An 18000-nucleotide genomic window follows, 5' to 3' on the forward strand; every position below is an offset into this window, starting at 1 on the left:
GGCAAGTTGGACCGCAAGGCGCTGCCGGCTCCCGAGTACGTGACGGGTTCGGGTCGTGGGCCCTCCACGGTCCGTGAGGAGATCCTCTGCGCCGCTTTCGCCGAGGTCCTCGGCCTGGAGAGCGTGGGCGTCGACGATGACTTCTTCGCCCTGGGCGGTCACTCCCTGCTGGCCATTCGCCTGGTGGAGATCCTGCGCGGCCGTGGGGTGTCGGTCTCGGTGCGGGCGTTGTTGCAGACGCCGACCGTGGCGCGGCTGGCGGTGGAAGCGGGTGCGGATCACCTCGCGGTCGCGGCGAACGCGATCCCCGAGGGCGCCACGACCATCACGCCCGAGATGCTGCCGCTGGTGGACCTGACCGCCGACGAGGTGGCGCGGATCGTCGCGACCGTCGACGGCGGGGCCGCGAACGTCGCGGACATCTACCCCCTCGCCCCGCTCCAGGAGGGCCTGCTCTTCCACCACCTCCTCGCCGACGGCGGCGAGGACACCTACGTCACCCCGACGGTCATGGAGTTCGACTCCCGCGACCGCCTGGACGCCTTCACCGACGCACTCCAGCAGGTCGTCGACCGGCACGACACCTTCCGCACGGCCCTCGTGTGGGAGGGGCTGCGGGAGCCGGTCCAGGTGGTGTGGCGCGAGGCCGCCCTTCCTGTTGAGGAAGTGCAGCTGGACCCGAACGGCAATGAGCCGGTGCAGCAGTTGCTCTCGGACGTCGGCCTCTCCATGGACCTGGGCCGGGCGCCTCTGCTCGGACTCCACGTGGCCTCGGTGGCGGACGGTCGTTGGCTGGCTCTGCTGCGCATGCACCACACGGTGCAGGACCACACCACGCTGGAGCTTCTGCTCCAGGAGGTGCAGACGATCCTCGCCGGGCGTGGTGCGGAGCTGTCCGAGCCGCTGCCGTTCCGCAACTTCGTGGCCCAGGCCCGTTCCGGGCTGGGCGGCGGGGAGCACGAGTCGTTCTTCGCCGAGCTGCTGGGCGACGTCGACGAGCCGACCACACCGTTCGGACTCGTGGACGCGCGCGGTGACGGCATGGACGCGGCCGAGGCGCGGCTCGACATTCCGTCGGACGTGGAGGCCAGACTGCGCACGGTCGCACGGCAGTTGGGCGCGAGCCCGGCGACGGTGATGCACGTGGCGTGGGCGCGGGTGCTGTCCGCGGTCAGCGGCCGTGACGACGTGGTCTTCGGCACCGTCCTCTTCGGCCGGATGAACGCCGGATCCGGAGCGGACCGGGTTCCCGGGCCGTTCATGAACATGCTTCCGGTCCGGGTGCGGACCGACGAGATCACCGTGGTGGGCGCCGTCAACGCGATGCGTGGACAGCTCGCGACCCTTCTTGAGCACGAGCACGCACCGTTGGCCGTGGCCCAGAGCGCCAGCGGAGTGGCGGGTGACGCGCCGCTGTTCACGTCGATGTTCAACTACCGGCACAACACCGGCTTCAGCCGGGGCGTAGCCGCCATCTTCGACGGCATCGAGGTGGTGTTCTTCCGGGAGCGCACCAACTACCCGCTCGCCGTGGTCGTCGACGACGACGGGGACCGTCTCGGTCTGGTCGTTGACGCGGTTGCCCCGGTGGATCCCCGTGCGGTTGCGGCGTTGGTCGTGACGGCGACGGAGAGCCTGGTTTCGCTGCTGGAGGGCGCGCTTGAGGGTGGTTCTGACCTGCCGCTGAGCCGGGTCGGGGTGCTCGACGAGGCCGAGCGTCACCAGGTGGTCTCGGGGTGGAATGACACGGCTGCTGAGCTGCCGGTGGGGACGCTGGGTGGGCTGTTCGAGGCCCAGGTGGCGCGGACTCCGGACGCTGTTGCTGTGGTGTTCGAGGGTGTGGAGGTGTCGTATGCGGAGCTGGATGCGCGTGCGAACCGTCTGGCCCGGGTGCTGATCGCTCGTGGTGTGGGCGCCGAGTCCGTGGTCGGGGTGTGCCTGGAGCGCGGTGTCGACCTGGTCGCGTCGCTGCTGGCGGTGGTCAAGGCGGGTGGCGCGTATGTGCCGGTCGATCCTGATCTTCCGTCGGAGCGTGTGGGGTTCATGCTGGCGGACGCGGGTGCGGACTGTGTGGTGACGTCGGTTGCTCTGGCGGGCGTGCTGCCTGAGGGCACGGCTGCCGTTGTGTTGGATGACCCGGCGACGGTTGAGGTGTTGGCCGGGGTTTCCGGTGGTGTGGTGGCGAGTGAGGTGCTGCCTCAGCACCCGGCGTACGTCCTGTTCACGTCGGGTTCGACCGGTCGCCCCAAGGGTGTGGTCGTGTCTCACGAGGGCATTGTGAACCGGCTCGGGTGGATGCAGTCCCGGTATGGGCTGGTGGCTGGTGAGCGGGTTCTGCAGAAGACCCCGTTCGGGTTCGACGTATCGGTCTGGGAGTTCTTCTGGCCGCTGCTCGAGGGTGCGTCGCTGGTCGTCGCCCGTCCTGGTGGTCACCGTGACCCGGCTTACGTGGCGTCCGTGATCCGTGAGGCGGGGGTGTCGACGGTGCACTTCGTGCCGTCGATGTTGGAGGCGTTCCTGCGGGATCCGGCTGCTGCTGAGTGCTCGGGTCTGCGTCGGGTGATCTGCTCGGGCGAGGCTCTCTCCTCGGCTGCGGTGGCTCGCTTCTTCGAGGTGTTCGGCACGGGTGTGGAGCTGCACAACCTCTACGGCCCCACCGAAGCGTCGGTCGACGTCACCGCCTGGGAGTGCCCTGCCGGTGAGGACATCAGCGTGGTTCCGATCGGTGCTCCGATCGCGAACACGCAGGTGTACGTCCTGGACAGTGGTCTTTCTCCGGTTCCGGTCGGTGTCGGTGGTGAGCTGTACCTCGCCGGTGTCCAGCTGGCCCGCGGTTACGCGGGTCGTCCCGGTCTGACGGCCGAGCGCTTCGTCGCCTCTCCCTTCGGGACCGGTGAGCGGCTGTACCGCACGGGTGACCTGGCCCGATGGGACGTCGAGGGGCAGGTGGAGTACCTGGGCCGCGCGGACGAGCAGGTGAAGATCCGCGGCTTCCGTATCGAGCCGGGTGAGGTCCAGGCCGTCGTGGCCGGGCACCCGCTGGTCGCGCAGGCCGCCGTCGTGGCGCGTGAGGACGTACCGGGCGACAAGCGCCTGGTCGCCTACGTCGTCCCCGCAAGCGACGCGGACGTGGACGTGGACGAGCTGCGGCTCCACCTGTCCGGGCACCTGCCCGAGTTCATGGTCCCGTCCGCGATCGTGGTCCTCGACGCCCTGCCGCTCTCGGTCAACGGCAAGCTGGACCGCAAGGCGCTCCCCGCGCCCGAGTACGCGACGGGTTCGGGCCGTGGCCCCTCCACGGTTCGTGAGGAGATCCTCTGCGCCGCCTTCGCCGAGGTCCTCGGCCTGGACAGCGTCGGCGTCGACGATGACTTCTTCGCCCTCGGTGGTCACTCGCTGCTGGCCATCCGGTTGGTGGAGATCCTGCGCGGCCGCGGCGTGTCCGTGTCCGTACGGGCGCTGTTGCAGACGCCGACCGTGGCGCGGCTGGCGGTGGAAGCGGGTGCGGATCACCTCGTGGTCGCGGCGAACGCGATCCCCGAGGGCGCCACGACCATCACGCCCGAGATGCTGCCGCTGGTGGACCTGACCGCCGACGAGGTGGCGCGGATCGTCGCGACCGTCGACGGCGGGGCCGCGAACGTCGCGGACATCTACCCCCTGGCCCCGCTCCAGGAGGGTCTGCTCTTCCACCACCTCCTCGCCGACGGCGGCGAGGACACCTATGTCACCCCGACGGTCATGGAGTTCGACTCCCGCGACCGGCTCGACGCCTTCACCGACGCGCTCCAGCAGGTCGTCGACCGGCACGACATCCTCCGTACCTCCATCGTGTGGGAGGGAAGGCTGCGCGAGCCCGTGCAGGTGGTGTGGCGCCGGGCGCCGCTGTCCGTCGCCGAGGTGGCGCTGGACGAGCGGGCCGCGGACCCGGTGCGGGAGCTGCTGACCGGTGTCGGCCTGTCCATGGACCTCGGCCGCGCACCCCTGATCGGGCTGCACGCGGCGGAGGTCGCCGACGGCCGTTGGCTGCTGCTGGTGCGCGTGCACCACATGGTGCAGGACCACACCGCGCTGGAGATCATGCTCGGCGAGGTCGCGGCGGTCCTGGACGGCCGGGGTGCGCAGCTGCCCGAGCCGCTGCCGTTCCGGAACTTCGTCGTACAGGCCCGTGCCGGGCTGGACAGCGGGGTGCACGAGCGGTTCTTCGCGGAGCTGCTGGGCGACGTCGACGAGCCGACGGCGCCGTTCGGGCTCGTGGACGTGCGCGGTGACGGCATGGACTCCGTCGAGGCGCGGCTGGAGTTCTCCTCGGAGCTGTCCGGTCGGGTCCGCGAGGTCGCCCGTCGCCTGGGTGCCAGTGCGGCGACGGTGATGCACGTGGCGTGGGCGCGGGTGCTGTCCGCGGTCAGCGGTCGGGACGACGTGGTCTTCGGCACCGTCCTGTTCGGCCGGATGAACGCGGGCGCCGGTTCCGACCGGGTGGCCGGCCCGTTCATGAACATGCTTCCGGTACGGGCCCGGCTGGACTCGACGGGTGCGCTGGCGGCGGTGACCGCGATGCGCGGTCAGCTCGCGGCCCTGCTCGAACACGAGCACGCGCCCCTCGCGGTGGCGCAGCAGGTCAGTGGCGTGCAGGGGGACACCCCGCTCTTCGCCTCGATGCTCAACTACCGGCACAACACGGGCGACGACGTGGACGGGGGACCCGCCTCCGGGATCGGGGGAGCGCGCCTGGTCTTCAACCGCGAGCGCACCAACTACCCGCTCGCCGTCGCGGTCGACGACGACGGCCAGGGTCTGGCGGTGGTCGTGGACGCGGTGGCGCCGGTGGACCCCGCCTCGGTCGCGGCGATGGTCCGTACCGCCACCGACGGCCTGGTGGCCGCGCTGGAGGCGGTCCTGGACGGCGGCGCGGACCCGGCGCTGAACACGGTCGGCGTCCTCGACCAGGCCGAGCGGCAGCGGATGCTCACGGGCTGGAACGAGACCGGGCTGGACGTGCCGGGGGCGCCGCTGCCCGAACTGCTCGCGGCGCAGGCCGCGCGCACCCCGCACGCCATCGCCGTGGTGTGCGAGGACACCGAGGTGACGTACGCGGAGCTGGACGCCCGGGCGAACCGCCTGGCGCGGCTCCTGGCGGGCCGGGGCGTCGGTGCCGAGTCCGTGGTCGCGGTCTGCATGGAACGCGGCATCGACCTGGTGGTGGCGCTGCTGGGCGTGCTGAAGTCCGGCGCCGCGTACCTGCCGATCGACCCCGAGTACCCGGCCGAGCGCATCGCCTTCACCCTCGCCGACGCGGGCGTGCGGTGCGTCCTGACCGGCGCGGATCTGATCGAGCGGCTGACGGGATTCGAAGGGGTCGCCGGTGTTCCCGCGATCGCCCTGGACGACGACGCGGTGATCGCCGAGTCGGCGGCCCTGGACGACCGGCCGCTGACGGCGGACGAGCTCGCGGGCCCGGTCGCCCCGGCGAACCCGGCGTACGTGATCTACACCTCCGGATCCACCGGACGCCCCAAGGGCGTCGTGGTGGAGCACCGCTCGCTCGTGAACTTCCTGGCCTCCATGCAGCAGCGCTTCGCGCTGGACGCGGACGACCGGCTGCTGGCCGTGACCACGATCGGCTTCGACATCGCGGGGCTGGAGCTCTACCTTCCGCTGCTGGCCGGTGCGCGCGTCGTACTGGCCACCCCGGACGTCGTACGGGACCCGCGGGCGCTGCGCGCGCTGATCCGGACCTCGGGCGCGACGACGCTCCAGGCCACGCCGAGCCTGTGGCACGCCCTGGTGTCCGAGCCGGAGGAGGAGGACGGGGCGGGAAGCGGCGCGGCCGGGGACGTCCTGGCCGGGGTCCGCGCCCTGGTCGGTGGCGAGGCGCTGCCGGCCGAGCTGGCGCGCACCCTGCGGGCCAGGACGGCCTCCGTGACGAACCTGTACGGCCCGACCGAGACGACCATCTGGTCGACGGCCACCGAGGTGGCGACGGTCTCCGGCGGGGTGTCGTCGATCGGCGCCCCGATCGCGAACACGCAGGTCTACGTGCTCGACACCACCCTCGCTCCGGCGCCCGCCGGGGTGGCGGGCGACCTGTACATCGCGGGTGCGGGCCTGGCCCGCGGCTACCTGGGCCGTCCGGGGCTGTCGGCGGAACGCTTCGTGGCGTGCCCGTTCGGCGGACCGGGCGAGCGGATGTACCGCACCGGAGACACGGCGCGCTGGTCCGTGGACGGCACGTTGGAGTTCGTGGGCCGCGCCGACGACCAGGTGAAGGTGCGCGGTTTCCGCATCGAGCTGGGGGAGATCGAGGCGGTCGTCGCCTCGCACGCACCGGTCGGCCGGGTCGCGGTCGTGGTGCGCGAGGACGTCCCGGGCGACAAGCGGCTGGTCGCCTACGTGGTCCCGGCCGGTCCGGACACCGACGTCGCCGTCCTCGGCGGCGCGGTACGGGAGGTCGCGGCCGGGTCCCTGCCCGCGTACATGGTTCCGTCCGCGGTGGTGGTGCTGGACGCGCTGCCGCTGACGCCGAACGGCAAGCTGGACCGCAAGGCGCTGCCGGCTCCGGACCACGCGGCCGCGGCCGGTGCCGGGCGGGGCCCGGACACGCTCCAGGAGGAGATCCTGTGCGGGGTGTTCGCGCAGGTGCTCGGTGTGGACCGGGTCGGGGTGGAGGACGACTTCTTCGCGCTGGGCGGTCACTCGCTGCTGGCGACGCGGCTGATCAGCCGGGTGCGCGCGGTGCTGGGCGTCGAGGTGCCGCTGCGCGTGCTGTTCGAGGCGCCGACGGTGGCGCTGCTGGCGGCGCGTCTCGACGGCGCCGACCGGGCGCGGGTGGCGCTGACGGCGGGTGGGCGTCCCGAGCGGGTGCCGCTGTCGTTCGCGCAGCGCCGCCTGTGGTTCATCGGGCAGCTCGAGGGTCCGAGCGCCACCTACAACGACCCGGTCGCCCTGCGGCTGTCGGGCCGGGTGGACGTCGCCGCGCTGGAAGCGGCGCTGCGGGACGTCATCGGCCGCCACGAGGTGCTGCGCACCGTCTTCCCCGTCGCCGACGGGGAGCCGTACCAGCACGTCGCGGACCTCGACGACCTCGGCTGGGACCTGTCGGTGACCGAGGTGGCCCCGGCCGACCTGACCGACGCGATCGCCGAGGCCGCCGGATACGGGTTCGACCTCTCGCGCGAGGCTCCGGTGCGCGCGTGGCTGTTCGCGACCGGCCCCGACGAGCACGTGCTCATGGTGACGGTCCATCACATCGCCGGTGACGCCTGGTCGATGGCGCCGCTCGCCCGCGACATCTCCACCGCGTTCGCCGCCCGCCGCGAGGGCCTGGCCCCCGCGTGGGAGCCGCTGCCGGTGCAGTACGCGGACTACGCGCTGTGGCAGCGCGAGCTGGTCGGCAACGAGCAGGACCCCGACAGCGTGATCGCCCGGCAGGTGGCCTACTGGCGCGACGCCCTGGCGGGCGCGCCCGAGGAGCTGGACCTGCCGGCCGACCACGCACGGCCCGCGGTGGCGAGCCACCGCGGTCACCGCGTCCCCGTGGAGATCCCCGCCGAGGTGCACGCACGCCTCGTGGAGGTGGCCCGGGCCGAGGGCGTGACGGTGTTCATGGTGCTGCAGGCCGCGCTGGCGGCCCTGCTGTCCCGGATGGGCGCGGGCGCCGACGTCCCCATCGGATCGCCGATCGCCGGGCGCACGGACGAGGCGCTCGACGACCTGGTCGGCTTCTTCATCAACACCCTGGTGATCCGGACGGACCTGTCGGGCGACCCGACGTTCCGCGAGGTCCTGTCCCGGGTGCGGGAGACCAGCCTGTCGGCGTTCGCGCACCAGGACGTGCCGTTCGAGCGGCTGGTCGAAGAACTGTCCCCGAGCCGTTCCATGGCGCGCCACGCGCTCTTCCAGGTGATGCTCACCCTCCAGAACGCGGCCGGAGCCGTCCTCGACCTGCCCGGACTCGATGTCGAGATGCTTCCGGCGGGCACGTCGGTGGCGAAGTTCGACCTCGACGTGATCGTGGGCGAGGTGTTCGACGCCGACGGCGCCCCGGCCGGTGTGCGCGGCACGGTGACCGCGGCGGCGGACCTGTTCGACGCGGGCACCGCGGCCCGGCTGGCCGCACGGCTGACCCGGGTGGTGGGTCTGCTGGTCGCCGACCCGCAGACCCGGGTCGGCGGGCTGGACGTGCTCGACGAGGGCGAACGCCACCAGGTGCTGGCGGCCTGGAACGACACGGCGGCCGAAGTCCCGTTCGCCACCGTGCCCGAGCTGTTCGCGGCGCACGTCTCCCGTACGCCCGACGCGGTCGCCGTCGTCGCCGGCGGCGAGGAGCTGACGTACGCCGAGCTGGACGCCCGGGCCAACCGCCTGGCGCGCCACCTGATCGGCCTGGGCGTCGGCCCGGAGACCGTGGTCGCCGTGGCCCTGGCGCGCGGCGGCGAGCTGATGGTGTCGCTGCTCGGTGTCCTCAAGGCCGGTGGCACCTACATGCCGATCGACCCGGAATACCCGGCCGACCGCATCGCGTACATGTGTGACGACGCCTCTCCGGTGGTGGTCCTCAGTACCCGGGCCATCGCCGCCGCGCTGCCGCCGTCGGCCGCCTCCACCGTGGTGGTGCTCGACTCGGCCGAGGTGGTCGAGGCCCTGGGCGCCCTGCCGTCCGGCGCGGTGGACGACGCGGAACGGCGGGCCGCGCTGTCGGTGACCCACCCCGCGTACGTCATCTACACCTCGGGATCCACCGGCCGTCCGAAGGGCGTACTGGTCTCCCACGCGGGCGTGTCGAGCCTGGTGGCGGGTCACATCCGCTACCTGGGCGTCGGCACCGGTCACCGGGTAGGGCAGTTCGCCTCGGCGAGCTTCGACACCTTCGGCTGGGAATGGCTCATGGCCCTGCTGTCCGGGGCCACCCTGGTGGTGATCCCGCCCGAGCGCCGGCTGGGGAACGCGCTGCCCGCGTTCCTCACCGCCGAGCGGGTGACGCACGTGACGCTCCCGCCCGCCGTCCTGGCCACCCTCGACGAGACGTCGATCAGCACGGACACCGTGCTGGTCGTGGCCGGCGAGGCGTGCCAACCGGAGGTGATGGCGCGCTGGGCGCGGGGCCGCGCGATGTTCAACTCCTACGGCCCGACGGAGACCACGGTCGACGCCACCCTGTGGCGCTGCGACCCGCGGGCTCCCGAGGTGGCCATCGGCTCGCCCGTGGTCAACACCCAGGTGTACGTCCTGGACGAGCGCCTGGCCCCGGCCCCGGTGGGCGTCAACGGCGAGATGTACGTCTCCGGCGCCGGCCTGGCGCGGGGCTACCTCGGTCGGTCCGCGCTGACCGCGGAGCGCTTCGTGGCCAACCCGTTCGGTCCCGCCGGTGCCCGCCTGTACCGGACCGGCGACCGGGCCCGCTGGACCCCCGAGGGCGAGCTGGTCTTCGCCGGGCGCTCCGACGACCAGGTCAAGATCCGCGGCTTCCGCATCGAGCCGGGCGAGATCGAGAACGTCGTCGCCACGCACCCCTCGGTGGCCCAGGTCGCGGTCATCGCCCGCGAGGACACCCCGGGGGAGACCCGGCTGGTCGCCTACGTCGTCCTCGCCGACGGCGCCGCGGCGACCCGGATCTCCGCCGAGGTCGGCGCGCTGGCGGCCGAGCACCTGCCCGAGTACATGGTTCCCTCGGCGGTGGTCGTCCTGGACGAGATCCCGCTGACGGTGAACAAGAAGCTGGACCGCAAGGCCCTGCCCGCGCCGGAGTTCACGGCCGGGGAAACGGCCTCCGGCCTCACCCCGGGCGACCTGCGCCAGGAGATCCTGTGCGGTGTCTTCGCCCAGGTGCTCGGCGTGGACAGCGTCGGCGTCGACGACGACTTCTTCGCCCTCGGCGGCCACTCGCTGCTCGCCGTACGGCTGGCGAGCAAGGTGCGCTCGGTGCTCGGGGTCGACCTGGAGATCAGAGAGCTCTTCGACGCGCCCACCGTGGCCGGACTGGCCGCCCGGCTGGCCGGAGAGGGCACGGCCCGGGTCGCCGTGAGCGCCCAGCAGCGTCCCGAGCGGGTGCCGCTGTCGTTCGCGCAGCGCCGCCTGTGGTTCCTCGGCCAGCTGGACGGCCCGAGCCCCACCTACAACATCCCGGTGGCCCTGCGGCTGACGGGCCGGGTGGACGTCGCCGCGCTGAACGCGGCGCTGCGGGACGTGATCGGCCGCCACGAGGTGCTGCGCACCGTCTTCGCGGTCGCCGACGGCGAGCCCTACCAGCACATCCTCGACGTCGAGGAGCTGGACTGGGAGCTGGCGACCGGCGACGCCGACCCGGGGGACCCGGACGGCGCGGTGGCACGGGCCGCCGGCTACGCCTTCGACCTGTCGGCCGAAGTACCCATCCGGGCGCGGCTGTTCCCGACCGGAGCGGCCGGAGCGACCGGAGCGGACGGCGCGGGCGGCGCGGACGAGCACCTGCTGGTCCTCGTGGTGCACCACATCGCGGGTGACGGCTGGTCGATGGGTCCGCTGGCCCGCGACGTGTCGGTGGCCTACGCGGCCCGTACCGAGGGCCGGGCCCCGCGCTGGGAGCCGCTGCCGGTGCAGTACGCCGACTACGCCCTGTGGCAGCGCACGCTGCTCGGCGACGAGAGCGACCCGGACAGCGTGATGTCCCGTCAGGTCGCCTACTGGCGCGAGGCGCTGGCGGGCGGGCCCGAGGAACTGGCCCTGCCCTTCGACCGACCGCGCCCCGCGGTGGCCGGCAACCGCGGCCACCAACTGCCGGTGGAGATACCGGCCGAGGTGCACGCGCGGCTGGTGGAGGTGGCGCGGGCCGAGGGCGTGACGGTGTTCATGGTGCTGCAGGCCGCCATGGCGGTCCTGCTCTCGCGGCTCGGCGGCGGCAGCGACATCCCCATGGGTCTGGCGAACGCCGGGCGTACGGACGAGGCCCTCGACGATCTGGTCGGGTTCTTCGTCAACACCCTGGTGCTCCGTGCGGACCTGTCCGGGGACCCGACGTTCCGGCAACTGCTGAAGCGGGTGCGGGAGGCCGGTCTGTCGGGCTTCGCGCACCAGGACGTGCCCTTCGAGCGGCTGGTCGAGGAACTCGCCCCGGCGCGCTCCCTGGCCCGTCACCCCCTGTTCCAGGTGATGCTCACCCTCCAGAACAACGCCGAAGCGGTCCTGGACCTGCCCGGCGTGCACGCCGAGGCGGTGCCCACGGGCACCGCGGTGGCGAAGTTCGACCTGGACGTGAGCGTGGCCGAGGGCTTCGACGCCGCGGGCGCTCCGGCCGGGCTGAGCGGTCTGCTGACCGTGGCCGCGGACCTGTTCGACCGGGAATCCGGCGAACGGCTCGTGGAACGCTGGGTCCGCGTCCTGGACGCGCTGACCGCCAACCCGCGGACGCGGCTGAGCGGCGTCGGGATCCTCGGCGAGGACGAGCGCCACCAGGTGCTCACCGAGTGGAACGACACCGCGGCGGAGGTGGCGCCCGTATCGCTGCCGGAGCTGTTCCACGGGCACGCGACGCGGAACCCCGAGGCCACGGCCGTGGTGTTCGAGGGCGCCGGGGTCTCCTACGGGGAGCTGGACGCGCGGGCCAACCGGCTGGCGCACCACCTGGTCTCCCAGGGCGTCGGGGCCGAGTCGGTGGTGGGCCTGTGCCTGCCGCGCGGCGCGGACATGGTCGTGGCGATCCTCGCGGTGTGGAAGGCCGGCGGCGCCTATGTGCCGCTCGACCCGGAGTACCCGGCGGAACGCCTCGCGTTCATGCTCACGGACAGCGGGGCCCGGGTGGTGGTCGGCCGCCGTGACACGGCGCAGGACCTGCCCGCGACCTGCCCGGCCGTGTGGCTCGACGATCCGCACACCGGCGCGGAGCTGGCCGAACTGCCCGACACCGCGCCCAAGGTGGACATCGCGCTCGCCGACCTGGCCTACGTGATCTACACCTCCGGGTCGACCGGCGTCCCCAAGGGCGTGGCCGTCACCCACGGTTCGCTGGTGAACCTGGTGTCGGTGTTCGGTCCGCTGATGGAGGTCGGACCGGGTGTCGGGGTGTTGCAGTTCGCCTCGTTCAGTTTCGACGCGTCGGTGCTGGATGTGGCGGTGACGCTGGGCCGTGGTGGTTCTCTGGTGGTGGCGGGCGCGGCCGAGCGGGCGGAGCCCAAGCTGCTGCGCGCGCTGGTCGAGTCGGCCGGTGTGCGGTCCGCGAGCGTGGTGCCGTCGCTGCTGGGCGTGCTGGAGCCCGCGGACCTGGCGGGCGTCGGCTCGCTGGTGGTCGGCGCCGAGGCCATCGAACCGAAGTCGGCGGGTGTGTGGGCGCGTGGCCGCAAGTTGGTCAACACCTACGGACCCACCGAAGCCACCGTGATCACGGCGATCGGCCGGGTGGACCCGGAACGCGAAGGGACGGTCCCCTTCGGCTCGCCCATCGCGAACACGCGGATGTACGTGCTCGATCCGAGCCTGGGGCCGGTGGCCCAGGGCGTACTGGGCGAGCTGTACGTGGCGGGCGCGGGCCTGGCCCGCGGCTACCTGGGCCGGGCGGCGCTGACGGCGGAACGCTTCGTCGCCGACCCGTACGGCGCCGCCGGCTCCCGCCTGTACCGGACCGGTGACCTGGCCCGCTGGACCGCGGACGGCCAGCTGGTCTTCGCCGGGCGGGCCGATGAACAGGTCAAGCTGCGCGGCTTCCGCATCGAACTGGGCGAGGTGCAGGCGGCGACAGCCGCCCACCCGGACGTCGCCCAGGCCGCGCTGGTCGTCCGCGAGGACGCCCCGGGTGACAAGCGCCTCGTCGCCTACGTCGTACCCGCCTACGTCGTACCCGCCTACGTCGTACCCGCCGACGGCGAACCCGCCGAAGGCGGCGCCGGGGAACCCGGAAGGACCGGACTCCCCGCCGACGTACGGCAGTTCGTCGCCCAGAGACTGCCCGCGCACATGGTTCCGGCAGCGGTGGTGGTGCTCGACGCACTCCCCCTGACGGTGAACGGGAAGTTGGACCGCAAGAAATTGCCCGCTCCGGACTACGCGTCCGGGAAAGCGGGAGGAGGCCGACGGCCGTCGACGCCGCAGGAGGAGATCCTCTGCACCGTCTTCGCCGAAGTGCTGGGGCTGCCCGAGGTGGGAGTCGACGACGACTTCTTCGAACTCGGCGGCCACTCGCTGCTCGGCGTCCGGCTCGTCAGTCAGATCAGGGCTGTTCTCGGTGTCGAGGTGGAGATCCGGGCGCTGTTCGACGCGCCGACGGTCGCAGGGCTCGCACAGCAGCTTGGAAAGCAGAAGTCAGCAAGGCCGGCGTTGCGGCCGATGCGTAACCAGGGGGATTTCTAAATGTTTCCGTTGTCATTCGCGCAGCGCCGTCTGTGGTTCATCGAGCAGCTCGAGGGACCCAGCCCGACGTACAACATCCCGATGGCCATGCGGCTCTCGGGCACGCTGGACAGCGGGGCCCTCGACGCGGCCCTGCGGGACGTCATCGGCCGGCACGAGGTGCTGCGCACGGTGTTCACGGTGGCCGAAGGCGAGCCGTACCAGCAGGTGCTGAAGCTCGACGACGTGGAGTGGAACCTCCGGTGCGTCGACGTGTCCGCCGCCGCGGCGGCCGGTCTGACCGAAGCCGTCGGCAGCGCCGCGGCGCAGCCGTTCGACCTGTCGTCGCAGGTGCCGATCCGCGCCTGGCTCTTCTCGGTGGCGCCCGACGAGTACGTCCTGCTCGTGGTGGTGCACCACATCGCCAGTGACGGCTGGTCCTCCGGGCCGCTGGCCCGGGACCTCGCGGTCGCCTACGCCGCCCGGTGCGAGGACCGCACCCCCGAATGGGAGCCGCTGCCGGTCCAGTACGCCGACTACGCGCTGTGGCAGCGCGAACTCCTCGGCGACGCCGAGGACCCCGACAGCGTCCTCTCCCGCCAGGTCGCCTACTGGCGCGAGGCGCTGGCCGGCGCTCCCGAAGAGCTGGAACTGTCCTACGACCACCCGCGCCCGGCCGTGGCCGGTTACGGCGGCCACCGGATCCCGCTGGACATCCCGGCCGAGGTGCACGCACGCCTGGTGGAGGTGGCGCGCGCCGAAGGCGTCACCACCTTCATGGTGCTGCAGGCCGCGCTGGCGGTCCTGCTGTCCCGACTGGGCGCGGGCACCGACATCCCGATCGGCTCGGCCAACGCCGGACGGACGGACGTGGCCCTGGACGACCTCGTCGGCTTCTTCGTCAACACCCTCGTGCTGCGCACGGACCTCTCCGGCGACCCGAAGTTCACCGAGGTGCTCGCCCGGGTCCGGGAAACGGGCCTGTCGGCCTACGGCCACCAGGAAGTGCCCTTCGAGCGCCTGGTCGAGGAGCTGGCGCCACCGCGTTCGCTCGCGCTGCACCCGCTGTTCCAGGTGATGCTCACCCTCCAGAACAACGCCGAGGCGACCCTGGAACTCCCCGGTGTCCAGGTCGGCGCGGTGGAGGACGAACTCGCCGCCGGGGCGTCGGCCGCCAAGTTCGACCTGGACGTCAGCGTCGAGGAGACCTTCGACGCGCAGGGCACCCCCGCCGGTCTGCGCGGTGTGCTGACCGCCGCGGCCGACCTGTTCGAAGCCGACTCCGCGGGCGACCTCGCCGAGCGGCTCGCCCGGGTGCTGGAGACCGTCACCGCCGAGCCGCAGGTGCGGCTCAGCGCGGTGGACGTCCTCGACGAGGACGAGCGCCGCCGGGTGCTGGTGGAGTGGAACGACACCGCGGCCGAGGTGGCCGACGGTTCGGTGGCGGACCTGTTCGCGGCCCAGGCGGCCCGGACCCCCGACGCCGTGGCCGTCGTGGCCGAGGGCGCCGAGGTGACGTACGCGGAGCTGGACGCGCGGGCGAACCGGTTGGCGCACTTCCTGGTGGACCAGGGCGTGGGCGCGGAGTCGGTGGTGGGTCTGTGCCTGCCGCGCGGCGTGGAGACCATCGCCGCGATCCTGGCCGTGTGGAAGGCCGGGGCGGGCTACCTCCCGATCGACCCCGAACAGCCCGCCGAACGCATCGCGTTCCAGCTCGCCGACAGCGGCGCCGTGACACTGCTCGGCACGCGCGCCGTGCTCGGTGAACTGTCCGTCGAGACCCCGGCCCCGCTCGTCCTGGACGCCCCCGAGGTCGCGGCCGCGATCGACGCGTACGCGGCCACCGCGCCCGGTACGGCCCCGTCCCCGGACGCGCTCGCCTACGTGATCTACACCTCCGGTTCGACGGGCACGCCGAAGGGCGTCGCCGTCACCCACCGGTCGCTGACCAACTACGTCTGCTCGGTGCCCGGCCGCGTCGGCCTCGGCAACCCGGGGGACCGGTACGCCCTGCTCCAGGCCCAGGTCACCGACCTCGGCAACACCATCCTGTTCGCGAGCCTCACCACCGGTGGTCAGCTGCACATCCTCGACCACGACGCCGCCACCGACCCGGCCGTGGTGACCGGATACCTGGCCGAGCACGCCATCGACCACGTGAAGGCGGTGCCGTCGCACCTGGCGGCCCTCGCCGTCGGCGACGGACCGGCGTCCGTACTGCCCGCCAAGTCGCTGGTGCTCGGTGGCGAAGCCGCCTCCCCCGCGTGGGTGCGGGAACTGCTGGCGGCGGCCGGAACGCGTGGGGTCTTCAACCACTACGGCCCCACCGAGACCACCATCGGTGTCACCACCACGCGCCTGACCCCGGAGCGGGTCGCGGGCGGTGCGGTACCCATCGGTTCCCCGGTGCCCAACGTCCGCCTGTACGTCCTCGACCAGTGGCTGTCCCCGGTGGCCCCGGGCATCGCCGGTGAGCTGTACGTCGCCGGCGCCGCCCTGGCCCGTGGCTACGTGGGCCGTGCGGCCCTGACCGCGGAGCGGTTCGTGGCCGCGCCCTTCTCCGGTACGGGCGAGCGCATGTACCGCACCGGCGACCGCGTCCGCTGGAACGCCGAGGGCGAGCTGGAGTACCTGGGCCGCGCCGACGAGCAGGTGAAGATCCGCGGTTTCCGCATCGAGCCCGGCGAGGTGCAGACGGTCGTCGCCGCCCACCCGTCGGTCGCCCAGGCCGCGGTGATCGCCCGCGAGGACGCCCCCGGCGACACCCGCCTGGTGGCCTACGTCGTTCCCACCGACGGTGCGAACACCGACGAACTGGCCGATTCCGTACGGCGGTTCGTCGCCGAGCGGCTGCCGGACCACATGGCTCCGTCGGCGGTGGTGGCGCTGGACGCGCTGCCGCTGACCGCGAACGGCAAGCTGGACCGCAAGGCCCTGCCCGCGCCCGAGTACGTGACCGGTTCGGGCCGCGGCCCCTCCAGCGTCCGTGAGGAGATCCTCTGCGCGGTCTTCGCCGAGATCCTCGGCCTGGACGGCGTCGGCGTCGACGACAGCTTCTTCGAGCTGGGCGGTCACTCGCTGCTGGCCATCCGCCTGGTGGAGACCCTCCGCGGCCGCGGCGTGTCCGTCTCGGTCCGGGCGCTCTTCCAGACGCCGACCGTGGCGGGCCTGGCCGCGGTGGCCGGAACCGAGGAGGTGGTGGTCCCCGCGAACGCCATCCCCGAGGGCGCCACGACCATCACGCCCGAGATGCTGCCGCTGGTGGACCTGACCGCCGACGAGGTGGAGCGGATCGTCGCCACCGTCGACGGCGGCGCCGCCAACATCGCGGACGTCTACCCGCTGGCCCCGCTCCAGGAGGGTCTGCTCTTCCACCACCTCCTCGCCGACGGCGGCGAGGACGCCTACGTCACCCCCACCGTCCTGGAGTTCGACTCCCGCGACCGGCTGGACGCCTTCACCGACGCGCTCCAGCTGGTCCTGAACCGGCACGACATCTACCGGACCGGGATCGTCTGGGAGGGAGTGCGCGAGCCGGTGCAGGTCGTGCGCCGCCGCGCCGTCCTCCCGGTCGAGGAGGTCCGGCTGGACCCGGACGGCGGCGACGCGGTCGAGCAGCTGCTCGCCGCCGGTGGCCTGTCCATGGACCTGGGCCGAGCGCCGCTGATCGCCCTGCACATCACCGCCGAGCCGGTCTCGGGCCGCTGGTGGGCACTGGTGCGGGCGCACCACATGGTCCGCGACCACACCGGTATGGAGCTGCTGCTCGGCGAGGTGCGGACGCTGCTCGACGGGCGTGGTGCGGAGCTGCCCGAGCCGCTGCCGTTCCGCGACTTCGTGGCGCAGGCCCGGGCGGGCGTGGACAGCGGGGAGCACGAGCGGTTCTTCGCCGAGCTGCTGGGCGATGTCGACGAGCCCACCGCCCCCTACGGGCTGGTGGACGTGCGCGGAGTCGGTGCGGACATCGCGCGAGCGGTCGCCCCGCTGGAAGCGGATCTGGCCGACCGGCTGCGCGCGGTCGCCCGGCGGCTGGGCGCCAGCCCGGCGACGGTGATGCACGTGGCGTGGGCGCGGGTGCTGTCCGCGGTCAGCGGCCGCGAGGACGTGGTCTTCGGCACCGTCCTGTTCGGCCGGATGAACGCCGGTGCGGGCTCGGACCGGGTGGCGGGTCCCTTCATCAACACGCTGCCCGTCCGGGTGCGGATGGACGAACTGGGCGCGCTGGCTGCGGTGTCCGCGATGCGCGGTCAGCTCGCCGGTCTGCTGGAGCACGAACACGCCCCGCTCGCCCTGGCCCAACAGGCCAGCGGCGTCCAGGGGGACACCCCTCTCTTCTCCTCGCTCTTCAACTACCGGCACAACTCCGGTCCCGGCGAAGCCGAGGGCGCCGGTTCCGCGCTCGAGGGGATCCGTACGGTCTTCTCCCGCGAGCGGACCAACTACCCGCTCTCGGTGTCGGTCGACGACGACGGCACGGAGATCGGCCTGGCGGTCGACGCCGTCGCCTCGGTGGACGCGGAGGCCGTCGCGGCCCTGGTCGCCACGGCCACGGACAACCTGGTCACGGCGCTGGAGAACGCCCTCGACGGCGCTGCGGACCAGCCCCTCGGCTCGGTTGACGTGCTGGAGGAGGTGGAGCGTCGTCGGGTTCTGGTGGAGTGGAACGAGACGTCTGCTGTTGTGGGTGAGGTGTCGGTCGCGGGG

2 protein-coding genes are annotated in these 18000 nt (G+C 72.8%); both read left to right on the forward strand.

The window, feature by feature from the left end:
* Positions 1–6: 6 nt before the first annotated feature.
* Positions 7–13317, forward strand: coding sequence for an amino acid adenylation domain-containing protein (locus ACFWAR_RS37040; protein WP_385787400.1), 13311 nt, complete (start codon positions 7–9; stop codon positions 13315–13317).
* Positions 13318–18000 (forward strand): amino acid adenylation domain-containing protein (locus tag ACFWAR_RS37045; protein WP_385787403.1); only part of this gene is annotated, 4683 nt, incomplete at its 3' end.

This window comes from Streptomyces sp. NPDC059917 (assembly GCF_042730635.1).
Taxonomy (GTDB): domain Bacteria; phylum Actinomycetota; class Actinomycetes; order Streptomycetales; family Streptomycetaceae; genus Streptomyces.